Here is a 25,656-nt window from a genome sequence, read left to right as displayed (position 1 = left end):
AGCTAAGCTAATATTCCCGATTTCTTAAGCGATACCGCCATTGGCCCGCAGGATCTGGCCGTTGACCCAGCCCGCATCGGGACCGGCGAGGAACGACACCACCGATGCAATATCGTCGGGCTGGCCGAGGCGTTGCAGCGGCGGCATCTTCGCGAAGGTCTGGATCTGTTCTTCGGTCTTGCCATCGAGGAAAAGCGAGGTTGCGATCGGACCGGGAGCGACCGCGTTCACAGTGATGTTGCGGCCGCGCAGTTCCTTCGCGAACACATGCGTGAACGCTTCAACAGCCGCTTTCGTCGCGTTGTAGACAGCGTAGCCGGGCATGTTCAGGGCAAGCGTCGTGCTTGAGAAATTGATGATGCGCCCACCCTCGTTCATTCGCGCGGCCGCTTCGCGCAGCGTGTTGAAGGTGCCGCGAACGTTGATGCCGAAGGTCTGGTCGTAGAGCGCATCGGAGGTTTCGGCAAGCGGGACGGTCTTCAGTACGCCCGCGTTATTCACCAGCACGTCGATCTTGCCGAGTTGCTGTTCAGTCGCTTCGAACATCGCACGGACTTCGTCGGCGTTCGCCACGTCAGCCTTGATCGCGATGGCTTTCGCGCCCTGCGCGGCGAGTTCCGCGACGAGCGCGTCGGCTTCTTTCGAACTCGATGCGTAGTTGATGACGACCGCGAAACCGTCGTTGGCGAGACGCTGCGCCACTGCTGCGCCAATACCGCGCGATGCGCCCGTGACAATGGCTACCTGGCTGTTCTTGACTGTGTTCATGATTCGCTCCTTTGGGTGGTGAGTGCGTGGAATGAAGTATTGATCATTCACATCGATTGATAATTACCCGTGATTTGTTAATATCGTTCCGTTTACTTTAACAATCGCACCCTCCCCGCGCACGAGTCGCCCATGGACCGGTTTCAGGAAATGCAGGTGTTTATTCGTATCGCCGAGCGCAGCAGCTTTACGCTGGCCGCCGACGACTTGCAGATACCGCGCGCCACGGTTACCAACCTGCTCAAGCGCATGGAGGAACGGCTCGGGACGCGGCTGCTCGAGCGCACCACGCGCACTGTGCGGCTCACGCACGACGGCGAGGCGTTCTACCGGCGCTGCGTGCGGCTGGTCGCGGATATGGAGGAGGCGGAGGGATCGTTCCGCAATGTCGCGCCGAAGGGGCTGCTGCGTGTGAATTTGCAAGGGACGCTTGCCCGGCATTTCGTGGTGCCGGCGCTGCCTGAGTTCATCGCGCAGTATCCGGACATCGAGTTGCAGATTGGCGAGGACGACCGGCTGGTGGATCTGGTGCGCGAGGGCATCGACTGCGTGCTGCGTGCAGGAACGCTCCAGGATTCGTCGATGGTCGGACGCCGCGTCGCGTTGATGGAGCAGGTCACGGTGGCCAGTCCCGCGTATCTCGAACAGTTCGGGGAGCCGGAAACGCTTGAGGCGCTGGGTGCGCATCGGGCGGTGAACTATCTGTCGAGCGGATCAGGGCGCGTCTTGCCGATGGAATTCACCGTCGATGGCCGCGTGATCGAGGTCCAGCTTGCCGCAGTGGTGTCGGTCACTGGCGCGGATTTATATACAGGGTCCGCGGTAGCGGGATTAGGGCTGGTGCAAGTGCCGCGGTATCGGGTAATGAGGGAATTATCGACGGGGATACTGAAGGTCGTGCTTGATGCGTTTCCCCCGCCCCCTATGCCCGTTTCGGTTTTGTATCCGCAGAATCGGCAGTTATCGGCGAGAGTTCGAGTCTTCGCTCAATGGGTGCGGGGAATTTTTGAAGCGGCGGCGTGAAGGAAGACTGAGTTTGGCGATCTCTTTCACCAGGTTGAAAAAGCCGAATAAGCACGAATCGTTCGAGATCAGTCGATATAAGCCATCCGACAACGATTGCGCGGCCACTTTTATCATACGCCCGATTAATAACGGCTACCGGCAGGTGGCCGTCCAGAAAGATGATGCAGTGACCAGCCTGATATGAACCGCAATGCGCTCTGGTAATTGACCTTAAGTCTGGAGTGCCGAACTCGCGGGTATCAAACCAATCACCAGCGAGTCCCGATACCCATATGAATTGGTCCCACCCATGCAAACGCCGATCAGCGTTTCCTGACAGCACAGCAATAAACCTCTGCAATCGCGTCGCTTCTGCCTGAAGTTTCCCACTCCGCCAAAACTCGATCGGCGTTTAAGGACATTTCTTTAGTAAGCACCTAAAGATTTTTGTCTTACCGCCGTTTACAAAATGGCGTGATCCCGCGTACGGAGTATCCAAATCCAATCAACCATTGCGGAATCCAGAATCCGCATTCAAAAAAATAATGCACATGAATACAAGATTGCCTTTGATCATTTCCATGTTGGGTTCGTTTGCGCTCGCCGCGTGCGGTGGGGGCGGGGGCGGAGGCACGTCGGACGCACAAGCGGCGGCGCCGGCCTCTTCAGCCAGCGCACCGGTGGCCGCGTCGGCGCCGGCGGCGGCGTCAACGCCCGTCGTGACGGGCGAAGCACTTCCCAGCCTGAGCGCGCCGCAGACCGGCTCCACTGCTGCCACGGGCAACGGTTTTGAAGGTATCTGGACGCAACAGTCGTCCACGTCCCGCCTGACGGCCATTGTGGACCCGTCGAACAACATCTCTTACGCAAGCGGTCTGTTTTCCGTCGTCACCTCCATGTTCTTCGGGACGGCAACGACCGCTGCGCCGAACTGGACCTTGACAAACGGCTTTCAGACTTTGGGCAATGTGCGCTACCCGGCTACCTCGGGCAGCGGAACGTTCACGGCGAACCAGACCTTGACTGGCAGCTTCTTGGCCAACAACAGCACCGTGAACCTCTCCTTGAACTACGACCCGGCGAATGCGCTCGCGGTCAGCCAATCGAGCGTCGCGGGTACGTGGACACAAGGCGTGACGACCATGACAGTCGACACTGCGGGCGGCTTCACCGGCTCGTTCCTCGGCTGCGGTGTCGCCGGCACGCTGGCGCTGGCCACGGCGGGCTCGAGCAAGAACCTTTACACGATGACCGTGAGCGGCACGACGAGCTCCTGCACGTTGCGTTCAGGGGTGACCTACACGGGTAGCGCAGCCATTACGTTCCTGCCCGTTTCCGGCAGCACGACGTTGTACCAGCGGACGATCGTCTATCTGGTCAAGGCAGCCGATAACTCGGTGATCGCCTTCGGTCAACTGACGAAGCAGTAAGCCGGTCCGGGGCCGCGGCACGCGCCGGCACGCCGCGGCCCGTTTTCGAAAGGACGGGCGTCGCCATCAACGCCCGCCCTGGATAGCCGGTTAAATTGCGGATGCCCTCCGATAGCCTGCTCCGCCTGGAGGCGCATCCGATTGTCGAAATCGTCAGAGCTTCGCAGAATTTGTCTGTTCCGCGGTTGCCGGCGCTTGCGGCGCAACCGGCTGATTGCGTGTCCAGTTTATAAATCCGTTCAGCATTGGATGGAACAGCGGATCATCAAGGCCTGCCATGTTGAAAGCGTTCATGTCGATCAGAAGAACGGTCTTTCCGGTGCTGGCATCAATCGCTTTTAGCGTTCCCTCGAAAGTGTAGGCACCCTTGAACACTGCATTGGACTCAACGATCAGGAATGGCCCGATTTCTTTACTAAGGTTATTCAGCCCGACAAGATCCGACACGCTGGAAACTTTGCTGCCCAGGTTGCGTTGAATAACGATTTCCTCCAAGTCATCCTTTGTCACGACCCTCTTGAAGGTATGCATTTCCTTGAAAGCTGACACAAAAAAATCCACAAAACGCGGGTTCGGGTGTTCGGCGTCGACCTTCAGGTAAACCATTTGCGTGTAAGCGGGGTCAAATTTTTCGGCGACGCGGACATCGGCGGGTTTGAGCACGGTATGGGTTGCATAGAGGCCCGATGCAGAGTCCGGTTTTTCGACATGCAGAGTGGAGCTGCACCCGGCAAGCAGTCCGGCAAACAGCAAGGCAATAACGATACGCAGCATAAATCCCTCAAATTAATTGTGTAATGGGCAGCTTATATATCGTCACTAAACTTGAAATCTTGAGCCAAGAGCGGACACGCAGTATTCACGATGCATAGCGCGTATTGCAGAAATTCCCAAATTGTCAAACGTCCAACACGGCTCCGTCGAAGCCGGGGTCACACTACCCGCCCCGTTCAATGGCGCATCAGCGCCCACAGCAGCAACCCCAGCAATAGCACCGCGACCAACTGCCAGAACAGCACCGGATCGCTCTCGAGCAAGGGCTTGCGCCGAGCCGGCGCCATCGCGTCTCGACCCGTCGAAAAACGATCGAGATCAGCGCAGACTTCAAACACGTCCTGATACCTGCGCGCCGGATCGGGTTGCAACGCTTTCTCCAGCACCAGGTCGAGCCATTGCGGCGCGTCGGGTCGATAGTGATAGAGCGGCACGCGGCCATTGAAGCCGTAGGGGAGCTTGCCGCCGCTGAACAGCCGGTACAGGGTCACGCCATACGCGAACACCTCGGAGCGCGCATCGCCCTGCTCGCCTTTCATCAACTCAGGCGCCATATAGGCGGGTGAGCCCGGTGCTGTGCCGGCGTCCGGCAACTGCATGCCTGGCATATAGCCGAAACCGAGATCGAGCAGGCGCGTGTGGTCGCCCTGCATCACCAGCACGTTCTCGGGTTTGATATCGCGATGGAAGATATCGCGGCGATTCAGCGCGCCGATCGAATGACCCAGTTGCCGCGCAATCTCGAGCGCACGCGGCAACGCGATGGGCTGGGGCGCCGCAAGCAGTTTTTCGAGTGTGGCGCCTGCGCCGAGCGGCATCACGACGTAGAGCCGGGTTTGCCGGTCGGCATCGACCGGCATCGGCGCGAGCACGCCTTCGTCGCCGATCTTGCCGGCCAGCCAGCGCTCGCGCACGATCGACTGACGAACGTTATCGTCCTGCGAGACACGTGGCTTGGGAAACTTGAGCGCCAGCGGTGTGTTCGGGTCGGCCAGATCGTAGCCTGCGAAAATCCGCGAATAGAAGCCATCGCTCAACACGCTCTTGAGCAGATAGCCATCGACAACATTTCCGGCGTCGGGCACCGCCGGGATCGGCAAGGCGCCGACCACCCGCTCCAGGTAACCGACATCGAGTAGAGGCAGGTCGCCCACATCGAGCACTGCACTCGTCACGTCGTCCTGCGAGCCGAGCGTCGCCGCCAGCGCGCCGAGCCGGCGGGCAGTGTCGAGCGCGCCGCCGCCCGCCGCCAGCACCCTCTGCAGCTCGCGCATCGGCACGCGGCGATACAGCCCGTCAGAGCACATCAGCAAGCGATCGCCCTCACGCAACTCAAGGGTCTCGATGCGCGTCACCAGCGACGGATGCATGCCGACCGCATGCGCCACATAAGAACCGAAGGCGACCGGCATCACGTCGTCGTCGCCGAGCTGGGTCAGTTGGCCATCGCGCAGCAGATAGAGCCGCACATCGCCGGCCGCCACCAGGTACGCGGTAGCGCGGCGCACGATCAGCGCCGCAAAGGATGCGGCCATCTGGTTCAGTGCGGGATCGACGCGGCCGATCTGATGCAGCCAGCCGTGTATTGCCCCGAGCGCGCGCGCAGCGGCCACGCCGGGCTGCAAGGTGTCGGGGAGCCCGTAATAGGCATCGATAAAAGTCCGCACCGAGAGTTCGGCCGCGACCCGCCCGCCCTTGCTGCCGCTCACGCCATCGGCCAGGGCGATCACACTGCCACGCGCGACGCGCGCCGCCAGATCGCCGAGCATCACGCCGATGTAGTCTTCGTTGATATGATCCTGCCCGCGAACGCGGGCAGGACAAGAGACACAGCCGATCTCGAGAGCGGCGCACTCGCCGCGCTCCGGCCGCAACTGCAGGTCGATTTCCTCGCAGTCCATTCCTCGACGGCTCGCGGCCCCTCCCTCCGGATCGTCTGGCATCCGGATGGTGTCCGGTGCGCTCAAGCTATCCAGGGAGAAGGGTTCAGCCATTTACTTTTTGCCGTGGGTCATCACGTCGCTGATTTCCAGATCGTGCTCGATCTTCTCGAGCACCTGCGGCGAGCGCTTCTTGAGCATCATCAACCAGGCTGCGCCAACCAGCATATACGCGACGAACAGATACGGCAGGATGTTATACGGATAATCGGGCACCGGATACACGCTGCCGATTACCGCACCGACCATCGCCAGTGCGCCGAGCACGCCCCACACCACGTTGATCGTCTTGAGCTCGCCCTGCTTCTTCAGGTAGATCGGCGCCGCGATAGCGACCAGGAAATACGTGACCAGGAAGCCGAAGGTCGCGAACGTGCTGGTATAGCCGAAGGTGTTGAGCGGACCCGTGCCGAGCATCGCAATGCACACCACGAAGGTCACGATCGAGGAAAACGCAACGGCCAGGTACGGCGTCTGGTGCGTGCGGTGCACCATGCCCATCGAGCGGTGCACGAACTGGTAGCGGCCCATCGAATACAGCAGGCGGCTGGACGAGTTGATGCACGCAAGCACGCACGAGAACGCGCTGACCGAGGCGATGAGATAAAACACCGGACCGAGCGGCGAGGCGCCGACGCTCGTGAGCAAGGTGCTCAGCACGGCCGAATCGCCGCCGAGCTTGGCTGCGTCGTCGTGGTAGGCGATCGTCATCGAATAGGCCACGAACATGAAGAACAGGCCCGACAGGATCACGCTCCAGACCACCGCACGCGGAATCACGCGCAGCGGGTTCTTGGTTTCCTGGCCGAGCGAGGCCGCGCTTTCGAAACCCACATACGAGAAGATGCCGAGCACCATGCCCTGCGCCATGCCCTTGCCGCTCACGCCCTGCAGTCCCAGCTGCGTATGGTCGATGATATGGTCGGGATGCAGTGCGAGCACATAGATCAGCACGCCGCCCACGATCACGACCGAAGCGAATTCGATCGCAAGCGACAAGCGCGAAGACAGCTTCACGTCACGCGCCGAGAAGAACCAGGCCACCCCGACGAAGACCGTATAGACGGCCCATGACGGGATGTTGATGCCCCAGGCCGAAAACGCGTTCTGCACGAACATCACGCCTGCGGCGCCCACCCCCATCGCCGTGCCCACGTAAGCCGCGATCAAACCCCAGCCGGCAATGCCGCCAGCCATCGGCCCAAGCGCGCGCGAGATATAGATGAAGAACGAACCAGCCGACGCTATCCGGCTTGAAAGCGCGATGATGCTCATGCTCACCAGCAGCAGGCCGATCGTCGAGAAGCCATAAATCAACCAGGTCCCCGTGCCGGCCAGCGCCGCGATCGCAGTCACGTTGATCGACGGCGTGAAGGTCGGAGAAACGTTCGCGATGGATTGGCCGATCACCTCGGCAAAACCTAAAGTACCGGCTCGCAGGCTGCCGGATGATGCCGGCGCCGCGTGCGTGCTGCTTTGCTGCGTGCTCATGTTGGGCTCCTTACAGATTGGTGAATCAAAGTTGAATGCGCCCAGGTTTCTCGCCACTCCCTGCAACAACATCCATCGTGGTTTAAAAAAGCTACACGCAACGCATGCGACCAAGCCATGCAACACGCTTGTTGAACCTGATTGCAGCGCGTTGCGAGCTGGTCTTCATTGAAATGGGAATTTTATTGACGAGCAATAAAGATTCCCATTGTGAAACTGTTCGCGCGCGACGCGTCGCGGTAATCTGCGGCTCGTTCCCTGTCCTTGAGGCGAAAAAAGCCAAGCAGTCACGACCAACGGGAAAGCCAAGGCAACGTTTGTGCCATGTTCATAGTGGGAATCAAAAGTTACCTGCAATAAACGCTTTGCGCGCAGTGAAGCGCTGTCTTATTCAGGCTGAAGAGATCACTGGCTTGACTGCGGTGCACATCTTCATTGCGGTTGGTGCGACTTTGCACAAGAACGGGGTGAGGGGTTGAGAAGCGTTAAAAGCAACGCTTATACAAAATCGAGCTGGCGTGTTTCCAGTGCGCATTGACGCTTTACGCAAGCTTCGTGAGAGCGGTTGTACCTTCGTGGCGCGTGCTTCGTTTGTAGTATTTCTGTAAGCATCGGTAAGGGTAAATCGCAGCCACCGAAGCCGAATTCACGCGGATCTCGACTGGCCGCTTGAAGGGGTGCCACGTCATACGGCGTTTTCTCGCGCCGCAAGCAGGCGTCCCCGAAATACGAAGGACGGAAAATCAGATCATGACCGGGCTCGATGACAATGCGGCTTCAATAAGCCATCCTGATGATTTTTTATTATCTTTGCACAATGGCATGATCGCGACAAAACGCTCAGGCCACCTCTCTGCCGGTAAGACATTGTCTTGAAGCCACCGTCACCGTCAATGCGAAGACCACCGATCCGGTCGCCTTTATCAAAAAGGAAGGCACCGTATCCACCGACAGCCTCGACAATATCAACAAGGTGTTCGAGCGCATTCGTCTTGCCGATATCGAAGGCCGGGTCTTGCTCGATCTCGCACTGTAGGGCGTCCGAAGCAAAGCGGCGGGCGGGGCGGCCCTGATCGAGAAACCCGCCCGGCCCTCAAACCATGACGGTTCGTTCGAAAAACTGCCCGTAGATGCCGACGCCCACTTTTTTGTCCGTCCCGAAACGCGCAGCGCAGGAAATGGGTGTGCGCTCGACACTAGGGAATGCCTGCCATTGAGCCGCTGGCGTCCAGCGTCGTAGAATCGTGGCACATCGGTTTTGGGGGCCCAGCAATGCGTCTGGCTTCTCGTTGCGATTTCAGCAGCAGTATCCGGCTACGTCTGGCGTATCGACGCCCGGCGCTTTGTCCCGTTCAGGGCCGCGCCTATAGCGCAATCGCCGGCGACCCCGCCCCATGACCCCGCTCATTTCCGTCAAAAGGCTCAGCAAGAGCTTTCCCGGCGTCAGGGCGCTTCACGAAGTCCAGCTCGAGCTCATGGCGGGCGAAGTCCACACGGTCATGGGCGAGAATGGCGCCGGCAAGTCGACGCTGATGAAAATCCTCGCCGGCGTGTACACCCGGGACTCCGGCGAAATCCTCTATGACGGCCAGCCCGTCGACTTCTCAAGCCCGCGCGAGGCGCAGGCCATGGGCGTCTGCATCATTCATCAGGAACTCCAGCTGATGAACCACTTGAGCGTCGCCCAGAACATGTTCATCGGCCGCGAGCCGCGCGGACGCCTCGGCCTGTTCCTCGACGAAGACAGGCTCAACGCGCAAGCACGCGACATTATTGCCCGCATGCATGTGAATCTCGACCCGCGCGCCCTTGTCGGCACGCTCACCGTCGCCAGCCAGCAGATGGTCGAGATCGCCAAGGCCTTGTCCTTCGATTCGCGCGTCCTGATCATGGACGAGCCCACCTCGGCGCTCAACGACGCCGAGATCGCCGAGCTCTTCCGCATCATCCGCGAGCTCAAGAGCCGGGGCGTGGGCATCATCTATATTTCCCACAAGATGGACGAACTGAAGCAGATTTCCGACCGCGTCACCGTGTTGCGCGACGGGGAATATGTGGCCACTGTCACCGCCGGGGACACCAGCGTCGAATCGATTATCGGCATGATGGTCGGGCGAACCTTGACTGACGCCGCGCCCTCCGAAAACATCGCAGGCGTGGGCGAAGTTGCGCTGGAAGTTAAAAACCTGAACGCCGGCCCGCTGGTCAGGGACGTGAACTTCACGCTGCGCAAAGGCGAGATATTGGGTTTTGCGGGCCTGATGGGCGCCGGTCGAACCGAGGTCGCCCGAGCGGTGTTCGGCGCCGATCCGATCGAATCCGGCGAAATTGTCGTGAAAGGCGTGAAGGTGACGATCAGGACGCCGAGCGACGCGGTGGCGCACGGTATCGGCTATCTCTCGGAAGACCGCAAGCGCTTCGGCCTGGCGACCGGAATGGACGTTGAATCGAATATCGTGATGTCCAACCTGGGCAAGTTCCTGTCACTCAATGTCTTCTTGCGCCGCACGCAAATTCGCCGGACTGCCGCCCATTTCATCAATCTGCTCGCCATTCGCACGCCCTCCGCGACGCAGGAGGTGCGGCTGCTGTCGGGCGGCAATCAGCAGAAAATTGTCATCGCGAAATGGCTCGAGCGCGACTGCGACGTGCTCTTCTTCGACGAACCGACGCGCGGCATCGACGTCGGCGCCAAGAGCGAAATCTACAAGCTCCTGCGCTCGCTAGCGGGCCAAGGCAAGGCGATCGTAATGATTTCGTCGGAACTGCCGGAAGTCTTGCGCATGAGCGACCGCATTGTCGTGATGTGCGAGGGCCGCATTACCGGCGAACTCTCAGCCATGGAAGCGACGCAAGAGCGCATCATGCAACTGGCGACGCAGCGTGAAACCTTGAAAGCCGCATGAGTCTTTAGAGGAGAGGTCCGTTTTATGACACTGCCATCGGATACGTCGGCGCTGGGTAATCGGGGACGGGCCTCCGCCCTGAGAGCCCGCCTCTTCTCGCCAACCGCTCTGCAAAAGCTGCTCGCCTTCGGGAGCCTGGTCCTGCTGCTGGCGTTTTTCAGCTTCGCCTCGCCCGCGTTCATGCAGATGGACAATATGCTCGGGATTCTCCAGGCGACGGCGGTCAACGGCGTTCTGGCGATTGCTTGCACGTTCGTCATCATCACCGGAGGCATCGATTTATCCGTCGGCACGTTGATGACGTTCACGGCCGTTATTTGCGGCGTGTTTCTCACATATTGGCAATTGCCGATGTCAGTCGGCGTGGTTGCGGCAATTGCGACAGGTGCGCTCTGCGGGACAATTTCAGGCACCCTCACGGCGAAAATGAAGATACCGCCGTTCATCGCGACGCTCGGCATGATGCTGCTGCTGAAAGGACTGTCGCTTGTTGTCTCGGCCGACAAGCCGATCTATTTCACCGACACCGAAAACTTCTACAGGATCTCCCAGGATTCCTTGATCGGCTATGTATTCCCGAGCCTGCCCGTTCCGAATGCGGTCCTGATCCTGTTTTTCCTGGCGGTCGTGAGTTCGATCACGCTCAATCGCACGGCGCTTGGCCGCTACACCTTTGCGCTCGGCAGCAACGAAGAAGCCGTGCGTCTTTCCGGCGTGAACGTGGATAGGTGGAAGATCGCCATTTACGGCCTGAGCGGGGCGATCTGCGGCATTGCGGGGCTGCTGATCGCCTCGCGCCTGAATTCGGCGCAGCCGGCGCTCGGCCAAGGTTACGAACTCGAAGCAATCGCCGCCGTAGTCATTGGCGGGACGTCGCTTAGCGGCGGTTCGGGCACGATCCTCGGGACGATCATCGGCGCGTTCATCATGAGCGTGCTGACCAACGGCTTGCGCATCATGTCGGTCGCCCAGGAATGGCAGATCGTGGTGACCGGGCTCATCATCATTCTCGCGGTCTATGCCGATATTTTGCGGCGCAAGAAAAGCTAACGGATGAAGCTGAATGAAGCGGACGAAAGCTGACGCTGCACGAGACAAGATCAAGCACGGGACGAGAATCAAGAAAAGGGAGCGCCAAGGCTCCCCCAACGGCTGAAGGTTGATAGCCCACCTTAGGAGGAGAACCACCATGTTGAAAAGAAGACTGATTGGTGTCGTAGTCGGCGTTGGCGCGCTCATTGGCGGGACGAGTCTGGTGCGCGCGGACGAACCTTATATCCCGCTTATTTCGAAAGGCTTCCAGCACCAGTTCTGGCAGGCCGTCAAAGCCGGCGCGGAGCAGTCGGCGAAGGCGCAGAACGTCCGGATCTCCTTCGAGGGTCCGGAAACCGAGGCCATGGTCGATAAACAAATCGACATGCTCTCGGCCGCGCTCGCCAAGAAGCCACAGGCGCTCGGTATCGCCGCACTCGACAGCAAAGCGGCCATTCCGCTCCTGAAGCGGGCGCAAGCCTCCAAGATACCGGTCATCGCCTTCGACTCGGGCGTCGACAGCGACATTCCGCTCACCACTTGCGCAACCGACAACGTGGCCGCGGCCGCGCTCGCCGCCGACAAGATGGCCGAGGCGGTCGGCAATGCCGGCGAGGTCGGCCTGATCGTGCACGACCAGACCAGCCGCACCGGCGTTGATCGCCGCGACGGCTTCCTGAACGAGATGAAAGCAAAGCATCCGAACATCAAGATCGTCTCGGTCCAGTATGGCGGCGGCGACCATCTGAAGTCGGCGGAAATCGCCAAGACGATGATCCAGGCCAACCCCAATCTCAAGGGCATTTTCGGGGCGAATGAGGGGTCAGCGGAAGGCGCCGCGATCGGCGTCAAGGAATCGGGCAAGAAGCTCGTCCTGATCGGCTACGACTCCGGCAAGGAGCAAAAGGAGGACATCAATTCAGGTTTGATGGCCGGCGCCATTACGCAGAACCCGGTCGGCATCGGCAAATGCGTCGTCGACTCCGCGGTAAAGGCGTTGAAGGGCGAGACGCTGCCGAAGAAAGTCGACACCGGCTTTTACTGGTACGACAAGAGCAATATGAACGATCCCAAGATCGCCGCCGTGCTCTACGATTGATCTTCGCTGCCAAAGACAGGGGCGCGGTGTGTTTCGACGCCACGGCCCTGTCTTGATTCATGCGCGCATGTCGATAGCTTTTGAAGACGAGGAGGTTCAGATGACCACGATCACCAGGCTGTCCGTGCGGGACATCCGCTTTCCGACCTCGCGTTCACTCGACGGCTCCGATGCAATGAACGCCGCGCCGGATTACTCCGCCACCTACGTGACGCTCGAAACCGATTCGCCGAAAGGGCTCACAGGCCATGGCCTGACCTTCACCATTGGACGCGGCAACGAGATCTGCGTGAGTGCGGTAAAGGCGCTCAGTCCGCTGGTGATTGGCAAGACGCTCGAGGATATCGCTGCGAACATGGGCGCTTTCTGGCGCGCGCTGACATCGGACAGCCAGTTGCGCTGGATCGGTCCGGACAAGGGAGCGATTCATCTGGCGACGGCGGCTGTCGTGAATGCGGCCTGGGACCTGTGGGCGAAAGCGGAAGGCAAGCCGGTGTGGAAGCTGCTCGTCGACATGAGCCCCGAAGAGCTCGTGCGTTGCCTCGATTTCCGTTACGTCACCGATGCGATCACGCCGCAAGAAGCTATCGCCATGCTGCACCGCCATGCAAAGACCCGGGGCGAGCGCGAAAAGGAGATGCTGGCGCAGGGCTATCCGGCCTACACGACGTCCGCCGGCTGGCTCGGCTACGACGACGACAAGATCCGCCGGCTGGCCCGTGAAGGCGTCGCGCAAGGCTGGACGCATTTCAAGCAGAAGGTGGGCGGCAATCTCGACGAAGACATGCGTCGAGCGCGGATCCTGCGCGAAGAAATCGGCGAAAACCGCAAGCTGATGATGGATGCGAACCAGGTATGGGACGTCGATGAAGCGGTCTCGAACATGAGGCGGCTGGCGCAATTCGATCCGTGGTGGATCGAGGAACCCACGAGTCCCGACGACGTTCTCGGCCACGCCGCCATCCGCCAACGGATTCGGCCTATTGGCGTGGCGACGGGCGAGCACTGCCAGAACCGGGTGATGTTCAAGCAATTGCTGCAGGCGCAGGCCATCGACTTCTGTCAGATCGACAGCTGCCGCCTGGGCGGTCTGAACGAGGTGATCGTCGTCCTGCTGATGGCGGCCAAATTCGGCGTGCCCGTGTGCCCGCATGCGGGCGGCGTCGGCTTGTGCGAGTACGTCCAGCACATTTCGCTGTTCGACTATATCTGCGTGTCGGCGTCGCTGGACAACCGCGTGCTCGAGTACGTGGATCATCTGCATCAGCATTTCGTCGATCCGGTCGTGATCCGGAACGGCCGTTATATGCCGCCGCAACTTCCCGGATATAGCATCGAGATGCACGCGGCATCGCTCGATCAGCATGACTTTCCCGAGGGTACGGCCTGGCGGAGCTGAGACGACGCCTGGGCACCAGTAGGCACCCTGGACCACGACACGTTTTTACGACTACCATAGTCGGCGCTCATCGAAGCCGGGTGAGCACCAGCGTGAATGAGCCAGGTATATGCCCTCGAGCACCCTCTTCGACGAACCCAATCCAACCATCCTGTGGCGGCGCCTGGTGTGGCCGTGGGCCGGGTTCTGGCTGCTCATGCTGGCGGTCGGGATTCAGGAAACCCTGTGGACCGGCAAACCGCAGTTCTGGCGCCCACTTGTCAACACCGGCTCCTCGGCGCTTGCCGCCACCGTGCTGATAGCGGTGCAGGTGAAGCGCGGGAGCCGGCGCAATCGATTTCTCAATCAGCCGCTGCAATGGTTCCTTCGCACCTGGGCGTCGATGCCGCTGCAAATGGTCGCTTACATCACTGCAATGTATGCGTTGCGGATCGGTGTCTACGCACTGGCGGGCGCCAGGTACACACATGGCCCGTGGGTCGAAGTGATGGCCTACGAAGCGACGAGCTTCCTCGTGTTCTATGCGTTGTTCATCGGTATCTCTTTCGGCGTCCGGTCCTACGGCGCGTGGGTCGACGAGCGGTTGAGCGCCGAAAAACAGGCGAACCTGGCGAAGCAGGCTCAACTCGCACAACTGACGCAGCAACTGCAGCCGCACTTTCTGTTCAACGCGCTGAACACGGTTTCATCGCTGATCCACAGCGATCCTGATGCGGCCGACATCCTGCTCACTCGTCTGGCGACATTGTTGCGCGCCGCCACCGACGCGAGCCAGCGCCCCGAACAATCACTCGCCGATGAACTCACGCTGCTTCACGCCTATGCGGACATCATGATCCAGCGGTTCGCCGATCGCGTCCGGATTTCATGGGAAATCGATGCCACTGCACAGGATTGCCGCGTCCCCACGCTCGGACTTCAACCGCTGCTGGAAAACTGCTTTCACCATGTCGTTGAACGACGCAGCGCGTTGACGCATATCGCAATACGCATCACGCATAGCGCGAGCCAGCTGCAGATCGAGATCGAGGATGACGGAGATCTGCAGAGCCTTCCTGACAAGCGCGGCGTGGGTCTTGGCAACCTCGAGCGCCGTCTGCAATCTTTGTACGGCACACAGGCGAGTCTCGAATTGCGATTGCGATCTGGCGGTGGCCTGATCGTTGGGGTGAGCCTGCCGTGCGCGCACTGATCGTCGACGACGAGGCGCTCGCTCGCAGCAAGCTGCTGCGCATGCTTCAGGCGTTTCCCGATATCGAAGTAATAGGTGAAGCGGCCGACGGTGCGTCAGCGCTCACGCTGGCTGCGCAGCTACAGCCGGACGTGATCTTCCTCGATGTACAGATGCCCGAAGTCGACGGTTTCGACGTGGCGGCGTCGCTGCCGGACGACGCGCCGGCGCTGGTATTCGTGACCGCGTTCGACCAATATGCGGTGCGGGCATTCGACGCCCAGGCAGCCGATTACCTGTTGAAACCGGTCGAGCCGGAGCGTCTCGCCCGCACCGTGCAGCGCTTGCGAGGCGCCGTCCGCGGTGCGGTTCGCCCGAGCGTCGGCATGCCCGCGCATCTGATGATCGCCGATCGGGGGACGACGCATGTCGTGCGCTGCGCGGATATCGAATGGCTGGAGGCTGCCGACAACTACGTCAACATTCATCTTCCCGGGCGAAGCCTGCTGATACGGCGCACGCTGGCCGCCTTGCTCAATGACCTCGCTCCTGCATTTGTCCGCACGCACCGAGGCGCCGCGGTATCGCTTGCCGCCGTGCTTGCCGTGCGGCCACGGGGAAAAGGCGATGCGACAGTCGTGCTGCGCAGCGGCGCCGAGGTGCCCTGCAGCCGGCAGCATCGGGAAACCCTGATGCAACGCCTGCGGCCCTAGCGCCGCGCGCCCCATCTGCCCCACGGCAGACCCGGTTCATCCCACATCGATTGCGGCTCGATGGACGTCAACTTACGCTGGCTGGAATCCCCCTATGGATGGTCCGGCCATGGCTGCGTTGCTCACCCTGCTCAAATACGCAAACGTCCTGGTCCTCGTCGCTTCATTGATCGAGGCTGTGGTGCTTACCTTCCGACGCGGCTATGACTGGAAGGCGACCGGTGTGTCCGTGTCCGACTTTCTGTTCCGCGAATATCCATTGCACTGGATGCTGCCGCTCGCGTTCTGGAATCAAGGGATGAACTGGTTCTGGCAGCACAGGCTCTGGACTTTGCCGATGAATCATTGGAGCGGATGGCTGGCATGTTTCATGGGTCAGGAGTTCTGCTATTACTGGTACCACCGTGCGGCCCATCGGACACGTTGGTTCTGGTGCACCCACGCCGTCCACCATTCGCCGAACGAACTCAACCTCAGCGCCGCGTACCGTATCGGCTGGACGGGCCGTCTGACCGGATCGCTGCTGTTTTTCATGCTCGCGCCGCTATTGGGCATGCCGCCCCGGATCGTGCTGATGCTGCTTTCGCTCAATCTGCTCTACCAGTTCTGGCTGCACGTCACCTGGATTCCCCGCCTCGGGCCGCTTGAATGGATTCTCAACACGCCTTCGGCGCACCGCGTGCATCACGCATCCAACCTCGATTACCTCGATGGAAACTATGGCGGAGTGCTGATCGTGTTCGATCGGCTATTTGGTACCTACATCGCGGAGAAACCCGGTGTGCCGTGTCGCTTCGGTCTCGTCCAGCCGATGCTGACCTATAACTTGCTGACTATCGAATTCGATCACTGGCGGGCGTTGTTACGCGATCTTTTATCGGCGCGTTCCATAAGCGAGGCGTGCGGCTATGCAATCAATCCGCCCGGCTGGCGACCTGATAACGAAGGGGAAACTACCGAAGATCTGAGGCGCCGTGCTGTTCAACAGACGTTCACAGCAGAACAGCAATAGGGTCTAAAAAGTGCGGCGGTGCAATCGGTGGCGGCAGCCATTCTCTTTGATCCGAGTATGTGGGCGCACACCTAATCGTTTTGCCGGGCTTTCTCATCGAACGTACAACGTGCCTTCTCTACGTCCTGCAAGTTCTCCGCTGCCCAGACCCAAACGCCGCAAAATGCCGCGCCAAGGCTCAAGCCCAGCGGAGTCAATTCATACTCGACCTTCGGTGGCACGACAGGATGAACCGTGCGGATGAGAAGTCCGTCGCGCTCCATGTGTCGCAACGTTTGAGTAAGCATCTTTTGACTGACGCCTTCGACCAGTTTGCTCAACCCGGTAAAGCGCAGCATCCCTTTCTCGGCCAAGACCTCAAGGATCAGCATCGTCCACTTGTCCGCTACGCGTTCGATCAAGTCGGTCACCAGAGCCTGGATTCGAGGATCCATATGTTCAGGTGGCGTCGCAGCCGCATAGGCTTTCGCTAGCGAAATCTGTGCATCCGTAAAACGCTGGCTGATTTTCATCTTTACACTCTCCTTCAAGTGGGTATAGCACTTTACGGTGCCTTCTTTCTATTAGAGAGTGAAAATTTTATACTCGCCAGCACTATGTGACGGGTCGATGGAAGGTGGCTATAACCTTGCCAGCTGCGGTCCAATCCGATCCATGGCAACTACTCATGAAAGTCGTGGAGCCGCTGATGAAATTGAATCAAAGGACTGTCCTGATAACCGGGGGAACGAGCGGGATCGGCCTCGAACTGGCAACGCAACTTCTCGGACGAGGCAACACAGTTATTGTTACGGGACGCGATCCGGTGAAGCTCGATGCGCTCAGGCGAGCGCTGCCCGCTGTCCACGTCTTCGAGAGCGACGTCAGCGTTCCGGCAGCCATCGCTTCGCTATATGACACTGTACTCGCGCAGTTTCCTGCACTCGACGTACTCATCAATAATGCCGGAATCATGCGTAACCTGAATCTCAATCACGAGCGAGACCTGAGCGACGTGGCGCGCGAAATAGAGATCAATTTGAGCGGTCCCGTGCGAATGGTCCAACAGTTTCTGCCGCACCTCAAGACGCGTACGAACGCTCTCATCGTCAACGTATCGTCCGGCTTGGCCTTTATTCCCTTCCCCATTTCGCCTGTCTATTGTGCGACCAAGGCTGCCATTCACTCATTCACCCAATCCTTGCGCGTTCAGCTCGATGGAACCGGTGTCACCGTCATCGAACTCGCTCCGCCTGCGGTCGAGACACCCTTGCTAAGGGGCGAGTTTGAGCAGGAAATGAAAGGGCAAAAGGGGATGGACGTTAAAGAACTAGCGAGGTGCGCCATCGCCGGGATTGAATCGAATACGTTGGAAATCCGGCCCGGCCTTAGCAACGTGCTCAAGTTAATGAGCCGAGTCGCGCCGGAATTCATGCTGAAACAGATGGTGAAGATGATGAAGCCCAAGACGTGACACGGCTTCTATCCTCCGATGCGCCCTTGCGCGCCCTTCCCCTGCCACGGAGATAGATTGAGCGTACGGCCCGCGAATCGCCGGTTTGGCCGACGACTCGCTGGCCCACTCGAAAAGATACCTGGCCGCACAGTGCCCATGCTGCATTGCATGAAACCTGACGGCGCCGGTCCTGCGCGTTCGGTATTCGCTGCGGGCCTTGCTTGCGTGCAGTTGGTGAACTAGATTTTCATTGATAGAGGCATCCGGCGGGAGGGTCGGCCATGGAACTGAGCGTAGAACGCGTCGATGTCTGGGCAGCGACCATCGAAGACAAACCGGGCGGACTGGCGCAAGTATTAAGCGCCTTACGCGATGCTGCCGTGGACTTGCAGTTCGTCGTCGCCCGACGCACGCCGGAGGCGCCGGATAAGGGCGTCGTGTTTGTCGCGCCGCTGCAGGGGGAAAGGGAGATCCGTGCCGCGACACAAGTGGGATTCAGCATCACAACGAGCCTTTACTCGGTCCGTGTAATGGGTTTGGACCAGTTGGGGGCGATCGCGCAAATGACCCAGATGCTGGCAGACGGGGGGATCAACCTCCGTGGTGTATCCGCCGCCGTTCTCGGCACACAATTCATTGCTTATCTCGCGATCGACTCATTGGATGACGCCGAAAAAGCGGTGGATATTCTCCAGAGGGCCTGAAGGGCGCGTGCCGGATCGCGAACTGGCTCGGTCATTCTGTCACCGGCGATGACTCGTCGCGTCAGGCGTAAGGCGTGCCTGCCATTGCAGCTTTCACACCGATGGTTCCTTTATCAACAATAGCCAGGAAGGCGGCTTTCGCTGCCTCCGTATCCCGATTCTGTCGAAAGATCCCGTGAGCCTGGATAAGGGCCACGGTCCATGTCGCCAAGAGCAGACCGGCCGCCAGATGGGCGTCGGGATCGGTTGGTTCTCGCCCTACGCATTCGCATAGGGCGGCCCCCACGACTTGCGCGAGTTCATCACGTATCGCCCTGGCGCGAGCCTTAAGGATTTCACTGCCCTCGATCGTCTCTATGAAGCCTTGGCTCTCAACCGTAAATCTGACGAAGGGGCTCTGTTCCGCCGCGAGCCAATGAGCGAGCAGACGTAACGTCTCGATCGGAGCGACGCCGGGATCACGCTCGCGCAAAGCTTCGCGCAGGATCTCGCGCCCCTCTTCGTCACGATCAAAGAACATGTCCTCCTTGCGGGCAAAGTGATTGAACACCGTCATCCGTCCGACGTCGGCCGCTTCCGCAATTTCGTCCACCGTCACCTGATCGAAACCTCGCTCGAAGAAGAGGCGGGTGGCGGCTATGGAGATGCTTTCTCGCGTGGCGAGGCGCTTACGGGATCGACGGTCGGATGGCATTGACATGGTGCTCCTGACAGCTTAGTTTACATGTACTGAGTACACATTTGGATCTAGTATATGACAAAACAGGTTGACGTTGTGGTTGTAGGAGCCGGACCGGTTGGACTCCTGAGCGCCATCGAGTTGACGCTGGGAGGTGCGAGCGTCCTGGTACTGGAGCGGCTCGCCACCGCGAGCATGGCGATGAAGGCGATGTCGATTGGCCCTCTCGCGAGCGAGGCGTTACAGCGGCGCGGGATGACCGCGGCCATCGCCACCGAAGAGGCGCGCAGCTTGGCGGCGATGGCGCAGTTCACCGAGCAGACCGGAGCGGACCTGCGTGGTCGAGCATCGAAGTTCAGTGGCCATTTCGCTGGCCTGCTTATCCGAAAGGACGCGCAGAATGAGCCGGAACGGCGTGTGTACGCGGTCGCTCAGCATGGCCTCGAAGTCATGCTGGCCGAGCGTGCCCGCACGCTTGGCATCGAAATGCGCCGCGGGTGTAATGTCACCAGTTTCGTGCACGAGGCCGATGGAATCGACGTGGAGTGGGCATCTCCGGCAGGCCCAGGCCGGATCCGCTGCTCCTGGCTCGCTGGTTGCGACGGAGGGCGCAGTCTCATTCGCAAGTTGGCCGGCTTTGATTTCCCCGGCACGGCGCCCACGTCGACGTTCTATCAGGTGATCGCCGAGATCGACCATCCTGAACGCTTGTTGCCCATTGGTTGGCATCGCACATCGGCTGGCGTGTTCTCCTACGGGCCTGTCCCTGGCCGGCTGTTCATGCTGGATTTCATCGGTCCTCCTGAAGATCGGGAGGCTCCGGTCACACGCGATGAGATCGAAGCAGTCCTGCGACGCATCAGCGGCGCGGACGTTCGTGTAAAAGCGCTGACAAGCGGAAGCCGATGGGCAGACAACACACGGCTAGCCGATACCTACCGCCAAGGCCGCGTGCTGCTTGCCGGTGATGCAGCACATGTCCATTCGCCGTTCGGTGGCCAGGGCCTGAGCCTCGGGCTCGTGGACGCTGCAAACCTAGGCTGGAAACTCGCGGCGGTCATTCGCGGTGAGATGCCCGACAGCCTGCTCGACACCTACACGGCCGAGCGGCGACCGGTGGCCGAAGCCGTCCTGGCGAACACCCTTGCCCAGGTCGCCATCTTGCGGCCGGATCCGCAATCGGGTGCGATGCGGGAGCTCGTAGCGAACCTCATGCAACTCGATGACGTCAACCGGCTCATCAGCGAGATGATGCGAGGGCTTTCCACTCGATACGATCTCGGGTCGGAGCAAGACGACGTCGGACGGCTGATCGGCGACAAGCCGGTCAGCCACGGCGCTGCCGCCGTCTCGCTCTACGATCTCATGCAGGATGGCATGGGCGTTCTTCTCGATGCGTCAACCAGCGGGAAGCTTTCCGAACTCGTTGACGCCAGCACGTTGAAGATACGTTGCGTCGCCGTCGATACAGGACCTTCGATGCTGATTCGTCCCGATGCGTGCGTTGCCTGGGCCGGCGACGAGAACAGCACAGATGGATTGGAGGCAGCGCTCCGCCGCTGGTTCAGCCCGGCACTTGATGACGAGTCCGTGGTGCGAGCCGAAGAGTGATTAATGCTGTCGCGGCGCAAGGTTCGAGCCGGGCTCGTGCCGGCCGCGTCCTTGAACAGCAGTTGGCTCTGCACAACCACGCTCCGACATCCGGCGCCGGTGCCACGATCGTTAACCATTGCTCTCCAGAGCGGCGCACGGGAGTATCTTGTCGAACAGACCTGATGCACCAAGGAGGCCACATGAACGATACCCAACGACTCGCCGGCTTGCGCATCGTATTGATCGTTGTGGGTCTGATCGCCGTGTTCGTGATCTGGCCGCTGATGTTCCTGTGGCCGTCCGGCTGGACGTGGCACAACGGCCATTCCGACTACCCGCTGATGATTGTCGGCATCTACGCGACGCTCGGCGTGTTCCTGCTGATGGCATCGCGCGATCCGATGAAACATCTGAGCCTGATTTGGTTCACGGTGTGGTCGAGCATCGTGCACGGCGCGATTATGGCCGTGCAGTCCTTCGGCGTCGAGATGGACGGGGCGCGCCATGTCGGCCATTTATTCGGCGATGTCCCCGCGTTGTTCATCATCGCGGCGGCGCTGGCTTTCTTCACGCCGCGCGGCGACAAAGCGCGCGCGCACATGACCCTCTAGCTCAGGTAGCCGAGATATTGTGCGGTGCGCCAGTTAGTGAAAATGGGCCATCGCATTTCGTCCGGCTTTTTTCACAAAGCGCTGTCACGGTCGAGACTTCCGCGTGAGCAAGCCCGTGAAATGGCGTGTGGATCGTGCTGTCGAAAGTGCGCAATTCCGAACGGGCGGACAAAGTTTGCCCATCACCAGTCGTCCGATTGATTGAAAGCCCCGTCTTTGCAATGGCTCATTCGCCTCGGGCATCGGCCAGTCCTCTTCACTGATTCTTATGCGCTACAGTTGCAAAGCGTATCCATCCACCGATCAGTGAGCTGCGCCCGACGCTGCTCGACGGTCTTGCGCGTGTGACGTGAAGGCAAACGTGAGGTCGAGCCATGCAACTTCAATCGGGTAACCTGTTCAGCTTCGAAGCGAAGCACGGCGGCGAAGAGCGCATCGATATGCTCATCACGGGGCAGCACCTGAACGTGGAGCGGATCGTATCCATGGGACACACGAGTCCCGAAGGGTTCTGGTACGACGACTCGCGCGCCGAGTGGGTTGCACTGCTGTCGGGCGCGGCCGTGCTCGAGTTCGAAGAGGACTCGACGCTGCACGACATGCGTCCCGGCGACTACGTGCTCATCGAGCCGCATTGCCGGCATCGCGTCGCCTGGACACATGCCAAAGAGCCAACCGTCTGGCTTGCGATCTACCACGAACGCTGAATCGGGCGCCGAGTCTTCCGCCGCGTTTGAGCATTGTCGAGCGTTCAAACCGCCGAGGTGTTGCAAGCCGGCCTCTGATTTCGCTCTCAGCCTGGGTCGGCGGCCGCGCTTGGCCGCGCTGACCTTTTATTCCCGGGTGCGGCCGGAATGAGCCGTTCGACTTCTACTCCCGGGTCGTCGGCAGTTGACTCAACGTCGAAGCAAATTGAGCGCGAATGAAATTGGTAATCATCAGAGATTCGTTTTTTCGCAAGCCGCCACCCACGTTGCGCGAATGAAGAGTATTTCACCTGGAATTCGTTAATCGCTTTCGGCTTGAAGTATCGCCAATTTCAGACGCACTGGAGATTCGGGCGGTTCATGCAGTTTGCATGCGACAGCGGCCGGTTGCAGATGGTCATCACCGATTTGACGCTTGTTGTCTTGACCAAGGCTGGCAGTTATGCTGAACTCTGTTGTTATTGCCAGATGCAGAATGAATTTTACTGTGCGCTGGACTTGAAACCATAAACAATGCGGTCCATTGTTATGGACATTGCGATCCAATGTAGTTCATTGGTTAAAGAGGTGTCAGGATAATGAAAGATCATCTTGGAACTAGCTTAATCGAAACAAAAGATGCCCCTGTTCTTGCAAAAATTGCGATCTCGATTTACTGGGTTGCCTCTTTACTGACTCTCTACTTTGTGACGCATGCTATTTTTACAGAGAAACTGATCAGGGATTCAATTTCCGCGCCTAAAATTCCAGTCGATACTGTCCACATGCTAGTAATAGGGATTTTAGCAGCAGGCTTCGCGTTTGCCGTTCTCCAAATATTTTTGGCTTTTAAATTATCAGCGCGAAAAAATTGGGCGCGAATTGTGGTGGCGATTATATCAACGTTGATGGCAGCAGCGTTTATATACCAGGCGTATATATCAATTACTTACCACATCCCATTTTTCCCTGTATTAAAAAGTAGCTATTGGCTCTTTGCCGAAGTAGTGGCTGCTTCGCTGTTGTTGCTGCCCAAAAGCAGGGACTGGTTCTCGCCAAACAAAGCGCGAGCTTGACGATCTTTGAAAGTAATATCAGCTATCAAAAGGTGTCCGCGCTGATCGAAGCGCGGCTTGCACAGAACGACTATCTCGCTGGAAGCACGTTCACCCCGGCCGGCATCATGAGCGTCTTCGCGCTGACCACGATGCGCCTGCTTCGTCCTGCTTCTTCCTGCTTCTTCCTGTTGATCTCGCGGCACATCCGAACATACTGGAGTATCTTCAGCGCATCTGCGGACGGGCCGGATATCAGCGGGCAATTGCAAAAGGCGACCCGACTTGACGCCGATGCTGACATGACTTCGCGGCGGAAATCGCCCCTTATCCAACTTGGCTTTTGCGAGGATTTATGCATCTTCTTCACGTGATTGGTTCGCCACGCACAGGGCGCTCAGCCTCTCGGCAGGTCGCTAACACTTTCACTGAAGCCTGGAAGGCGCGACATCCCGACGGGACAGTCGACGAACTGAATGTCTGGGAAATCGAGCTGCCCGTTTTCGACGGTCCGGTGCTCGAAGCAAAATACGCGGGCATCGAGGGCCGGCCGCTCGATCCTGCGCAGGCCGACGCGTGGCGCGCCGTCACAACGCTTGCCGAACGGTTCCGGCAGGCAAACGTCATTCTCTTCAGCGTACCCATGTGGAATTTCGGCATCCCGTATCGCCTCAAGCATCTGATCGATGTCATATCGCAGAAGGACGTGCTGTTTACATTCGACGAAAGAGGATTGAACGGACTGCTTGGCGGAAGGACAGTCGTCACGATCGCGGCGCGCGGCGTTCAGCTTGGAGCGGATTTTCCACCGGAGCAGTTTGACTTTCAGACCACCTATCTGACCATGTGGTCGCGTATGGTAGGAATCACCGACGTACGTGTGATCAGTGTCGAAAAAACGTTGGCAGGCCCCGAGCAGGACCATGCATCCCGCAATGAGGCCAGTGAAAAAGCACGCGAGCTTGCTCGCGGTTTGTAGGCAGGGATTGCAGTTTTCCTTCCATCCATCCGCGCGTCCTCATTCGACGAACGCGATTGCTGATTTGAAATGGACCAGAAGGCCGGAATGATCGTTGGACCGCGAAAGCGGTCCTCGTGGCCCCTGGTATCGAACGCACATAAGGGTCGAAATGGGTCGCTACCCTTCGAATGGCACATGCAGTTCCAGATGCTTGTCTGCTCTGATCAGCGATGACCTGGCGATGCGGCATCGTGCGACGGCTCCGTTGCACGCATCGCAAATAAGCGGTCAAGGCGTAACGCGCGACCAGTCGGGTAAGGCATCAAGATCCGGCCGCATCGTGACGCTTTCCTGTTCGTTGGCGTCCGTTCGGGCGATCACCGCGATGCAAGGCTCATCCGCGCTCGCGTTGTACGGAACATGCGGCACCCCCGCGGGAATGTAGAAGAAATCTCCGGCCCGAACCGTCGCATGGTGCTCCAATCGTTCGCCATACCAGCATCCCGAGATGCCGCTCAGCTGATAGATGGCCGTCTCATGTTCCGCATGAAGATGGGCTTTGGCACGGGCACCCGGCGGAATTGTGGCAAGTTGAAGATGCATATGCTGCGATCCCGCACTCTGGGCTGAGATACCCACAGCGTAGGTCAGCCCTTGCTTCCCCTCGAACTCTGGGCCAGCTTGCACCAGTTGGCAGGTAAGGGTCTTAGGTTCGTGTGTGCTAGTGTTCATCGCTTCTCCAGACAATGAGCGCCGACGTCGGTGAAATTGCGAGCATACGACGGCAGAATACACCCGCGTACTGTCAGAAAACGGTCGTCGTTTGTTGGCCATGTCCCGTGCGTCCCGATGACCGAATGTATCGCTGCGGGCGAACGCTGGAGTAAGTTGTCTGGGGCAAAAAAGGTCAATTACTTCGTTACGATCAAGGCCGATCAGCACTTCGATTTTGCCGCCAGCCTGTATCTCGCCTTCGACGTTAAGCAGGTCTACGAAGCGCCGGAAGTTGGGATACAAAGCGCGCGGCTGCATATCTTAACGGCTTTGAGCCCCTGTACTTCAACTCACCGACCTGCCGCTGGCGGCGCTTCGTGCGACTGCCTCCGCTTGCCGGCAGTCATACGATTGCCACCCGCGATCCGCATGGGACCACCACAAGCTTGGAGCGCAAAGCTCGTCAACAAATAAGCAT

General features: G+C 59.4%; 27 protein-coding genes. 20 read left to right on the top strand and 7 right to left on the bottom strand.

Features of this window, described 5'->3' with window-relative positions; translation table 11 throughout:
* Positions 1–24 precede the first annotated feature (24 nt).
* Positions 25–768, bottom strand: coding sequence for an SDR family oxidoreductase (locus ACSOSP_RS25430; RefSeq protein ID WP_455311102.1), 744 nt, complete (start codon positions 766–768; stop codon positions 25–27).
* Positions 769–900: 132 nt separating this feature from the next.
* Here ACSOSP_RS25430 and ACSOSP_RS25425 point away from each other — a divergent pair, with 132 nt between their 5' ends.
* Together ACSOSP_RS25425 and ACSOSP_RS25420 are read left to right on the top strand one after the other, a co-directional pair.
* Positions 901–1,791, top strand: a complete 891-nt coding sequence (locus ACSOSP_RS25425) for a LysR family transcriptional regulator (protein WP_455311101.1) — start codon at positions 901–903, stop codon at positions 1,789–1,791.
* Between the two features lie 527 nt (positions 1,792–2,318).
* Entirely contained in the window at positions 2,319–3,203 is an 885-nt protein-coding gene (locus tag ACSOSP_RS25420) for a hypothetical protein (RefSeq protein WP_455311099.1), read from the top strand.
* A 153-nt stretch (positions 3,204–3,356) separates the two neighbouring features.
* Here ACSOSP_RS25420 and ACSOSP_RS25415 read toward each other — a convergent pair whose 3' ends face one another.
* The 3 genes from ACSOSP_RS25415 to ACSOSP_RS25405 form a co-directional block, all read right to left on the bottom strand.
* Positions 3,357–3,977 (bottom strand): hypothetical protein, encoded by a 621-nt coding sequence (locus tag ACSOSP_RS25415; RefSeq protein ID WP_455311097.1) that lies wholly within the window; start codon positions 3,975–3,977, stop codon positions 3,357–3,359.
* 176 nt (positions 3,978–4,153) lie between these two features.
* Entirely contained in the window at positions 4,154–5,971 is a 1,818-nt protein-coding gene (locus ACSOSP_RS25410) for a bifunctional protein-serine/threonine kinase/phosphatase (RefSeq protein WP_455311096.1), read from the bottom strand.
* On the bottom strand, positions 5,972–7,408 hold the full coding sequence (locus ACSOSP_RS25405; protein ID WP_455311095.1) for an APC family permease: 1,437 nt from the start codon (positions 7,406–7,408) through the stop codon (positions 5,972–5,974).
* A gap of 128 nt (positions 7,409–7,536) precedes the next feature.
* Between ACSOSP_RS25405 and ACSOSP_RS25400 the strand changes: the two genes are divergently transcribed.
* The 9 genes from ACSOSP_RS25400 to ACSOSP_RS25360 all read left to right on the top strand — a co-directional run bounded on the left by ACSOSP_RS25400 (position 7,537) and on the right by ACSOSP_RS25360 (position 16,740).
* Positions 7,537–7,887 carry a hypothetical protein gene (locus tag ACSOSP_RS25400; protein WP_455311094.1) on the top strand — a complete coding sequence of 117 codons (351 nt, stop codon included), beginning with the start codon at positions 7,537–7,539 and terminating at the stop codon, positions 7,885–7,887.
* A gap of 271 nt (positions 7,888–8,158) precedes the next feature.
* A complete protein-coding gene (locus ACSOSP_RS25395; protein ID WP_455311093.1) occupies positions 8,159–8,284 on the top strand; it encodes a hypothetical protein in 126 nt (41 codons plus the stop codon).
* Between the two features lie 518 nt (positions 8,285–8,802).
* Positions 8,803–10,314 carry a sugar ABC transporter ATP-binding protein gene (locus ACSOSP_RS25390; protein ID WP_455311092.1) on the top strand — a complete coding sequence of 504 codons (1,512 nt, stop codon included), beginning with the start codon at positions 8,803–8,805 and terminating at the stop codon, positions 10,312–10,314.
* A gap of 24 nt (positions 10,315–10,338) precedes the next feature.
* Positions 10,339–11,364: an ABC transporter permease gene (locus ACSOSP_RS25385; RefSeq protein WP_455311091.1), complete on the top strand. Its 1,026-nt coding sequence runs from the start codon at positions 10,339–10,341 to the stop codon at positions 11,362–11,364.
* A gap of 139 nt (positions 11,365–11,503) precedes the next feature.
* Positions 11,504–12,445, top strand: coding sequence for a substrate-binding domain-containing protein (locus tag ACSOSP_RS25380; RefSeq protein WP_455311089.1), 942 nt, complete (start codon positions 11,504–11,506; stop codon positions 12,443–12,445).
* A 100-nt stretch (positions 12,446–12,545) separates the two neighbouring features.
* A complete protein-coding gene (locus ACSOSP_RS25375; RefSeq protein WP_455311088.1) occupies positions 12,546–13,844 on the top strand; it encodes an L-fuconate dehydratase in 1,299 nt (432 codons plus the stop codon).
* Positions 13,845–13,953: 109 nt separating this feature from the next.
* Positions 13,954–15,036: a sensor histidine kinase gene (locus ACSOSP_RS25370; RefSeq protein ID WP_455311087.1), complete on the top strand. Its 1,083-nt coding sequence runs from the start codon at positions 13,954–13,956 to the stop codon at positions 15,034–15,036.
* A complete protein-coding gene (locus ACSOSP_RS25365; RefSeq protein ID WP_455311086.1) occupies positions 15,024–15,728 on the top strand; it encodes a LytR/AlgR family response regulator transcription factor in 705 nt (234 codons plus the stop codon). Before ACSOSP_RS25370 ends, ACSOSP_RS25365 begins: the two co-directional genes overlap by 13 nt.
* Before the next feature lie 109 nt (positions 15,729–15,837).
* A complete protein-coding gene (locus ACSOSP_RS25360) occupies positions 15,838–16,740 on the top strand; it encodes a sterol desaturase family protein (RefSeq protein ID WP_455313672.1) in 903 nt (300 codons plus the stop codon).
* Positions 16,741–16,811: 71 nt separating this feature from the next.
* Here ACSOSP_RS25360 and ACSOSP_RS25355 read toward each other — a convergent pair whose 3' ends face one another.
* The gene (locus tag ACSOSP_RS25355; protein ID WP_455311085.1) at positions 16,812–17,252 is read right to left on the bottom strand and encodes a winged helix-turn-helix transcriptional regulator; all 441 of its coding nucleotides are present in this window, start codon (positions 17,250–17,252) and stop codon (positions 16,812–16,814) included.
* Positions 17,253–17,407: 155 nt separating this feature from the next.
* On the opposite strand from ACSOSP_RS25355, the gene ACSOSP_RS25350 reads away from it, so the two are divergent.
* Together ACSOSP_RS25350 and ACSOSP_RS25345 are read left to right on the top strand one after the other, a co-directional pair.
* Complete coding sequence (locus ACSOSP_RS25350) at positions 17,408–18,193, top strand: SDR family oxidoreductase (protein WP_455311083.1); 786 nt, start codon at positions 17,408–17,410, stop codon at positions 18,191–18,193.
* A 263-nt stretch (positions 18,194–18,456) separates the two neighbouring features.
* Positions 18,457–18,879 carry an amino acid-binding protein gene (locus tag ACSOSP_RS25345; protein WP_455311082.1) on the top strand — a complete coding sequence of 141 codons (423 nt, stop codon included), beginning with the start codon at positions 18,457–18,459 and terminating at the stop codon, positions 18,877–18,879.
* Positions 18,880–18,940: 61 nt separating this feature from the next.
* Here ACSOSP_RS25345 and ACSOSP_RS25340 read toward each other — a convergent pair whose 3' ends face one another.
* Positions 18,941–19,573: a TetR/AcrR family transcriptional regulator gene (locus tag ACSOSP_RS25340; protein WP_455311081.1), complete on the bottom strand. Its 633-nt coding sequence runs from the start codon at positions 19,571–19,573 to the stop codon at positions 18,941–18,943.
* 60 nt (positions 19,574–19,633) lie between these two features.
* Between ACSOSP_RS25340 and ACSOSP_RS25335 the strand changes: the two genes are divergently transcribed.
* The 6 genes from ACSOSP_RS25335 (at position 19,634) to ACSOSP_RS25310 (ending at position 24,482) form a co-directional block, all read left to right on the top strand.
* Entirely contained in the window at positions 19,634–21,169 is a 1,536-nt protein-coding gene (locus ACSOSP_RS25335; protein ID WP_455311080.1) for an FAD-dependent monooxygenase, read from the top strand.
* A 182-nt stretch (positions 21,170–21,351) separates the two neighbouring features.
* The gene (locus tag ACSOSP_RS25330) at positions 21,352–21,762 is read left to right on the top strand and encodes a DUF6632 domain-containing protein (protein ID WP_455311079.1); all 411 of its coding nucleotides are present in this window, start codon (positions 21,352–21,354) and stop codon (positions 21,760–21,762) included.
* Between the two features lie 374 nt (positions 21,763–22,136).
* A complete protein-coding gene (locus ACSOSP_RS25325) occupies positions 22,137–22,469 on the top strand; it encodes a cupin domain-containing protein (protein ID WP_455311077.1) in 333 nt (110 codons plus the stop codon).
* A gap of 578 nt (positions 22,470–23,047) precedes the next feature.
* On the top strand, positions 23,048–23,524 hold the full coding sequence (locus ACSOSP_RS25320) for a hypothetical protein (protein WP_455311076.1): 477 nt from the start codon (positions 23,048–23,050) through the stop codon (positions 23,522–23,524).
* A gap of 32 nt (positions 23,525–23,556) precedes the next feature.
* Complete coding sequence (locus ACSOSP_RS25315; protein WP_455311074.1) at positions 23,557–23,877, top strand: hypothetical protein; 321 nt, start codon at positions 23,557–23,559, stop codon at positions 23,875–23,877.
* Positions 23,859–24,482: an FMN-dependent NADH-azoreductase gene (locus tag ACSOSP_RS25310; protein WP_455311072.1), complete on the top strand. Its 624-nt coding sequence runs from the start codon at positions 23,859–23,861 to the stop codon at positions 24,480–24,482. Before ACSOSP_RS25315 ends, ACSOSP_RS25310 begins: the two co-directional genes overlap by 19 nt.
* Before the next feature lie 270 nt (positions 24,483–24,752).
* Here ACSOSP_RS25310 and ACSOSP_RS25305 read toward each other — a convergent pair whose 3' ends face one another.
* Positions 24,753–25,196, bottom strand: a complete 444-nt coding sequence (locus tag ACSOSP_RS25305) for a cupin domain-containing protein (protein ID WP_455311070.1) — start codon at positions 25,194–25,196, stop codon at positions 24,753–24,755.
* Positions 25,197–25,313: 117 nt separating this feature from the next.
* Here ACSOSP_RS25305 and ACSOSP_RS25300 point away from each other — a divergent pair, with 117 nt between their 5' ends.
* On the top strand, positions 25,314–25,652 hold the full coding sequence (locus ACSOSP_RS25300) for a hypothetical protein (protein WP_455311068.1): 339 nt from the start codon (positions 25,314–25,316) through the stop codon (positions 25,650–25,652).
* Positions 25,653–25,656 lie beyond the last annotated feature (4 nt).

This window comes from Caballeronia sp. KNU42, assembly GCF_053760385.1.
The sequence above is the reverse complement of the archived record's forward strand: the minus strand, read 5'-3'. Positions and strand labels throughout refer to the sequence as shown.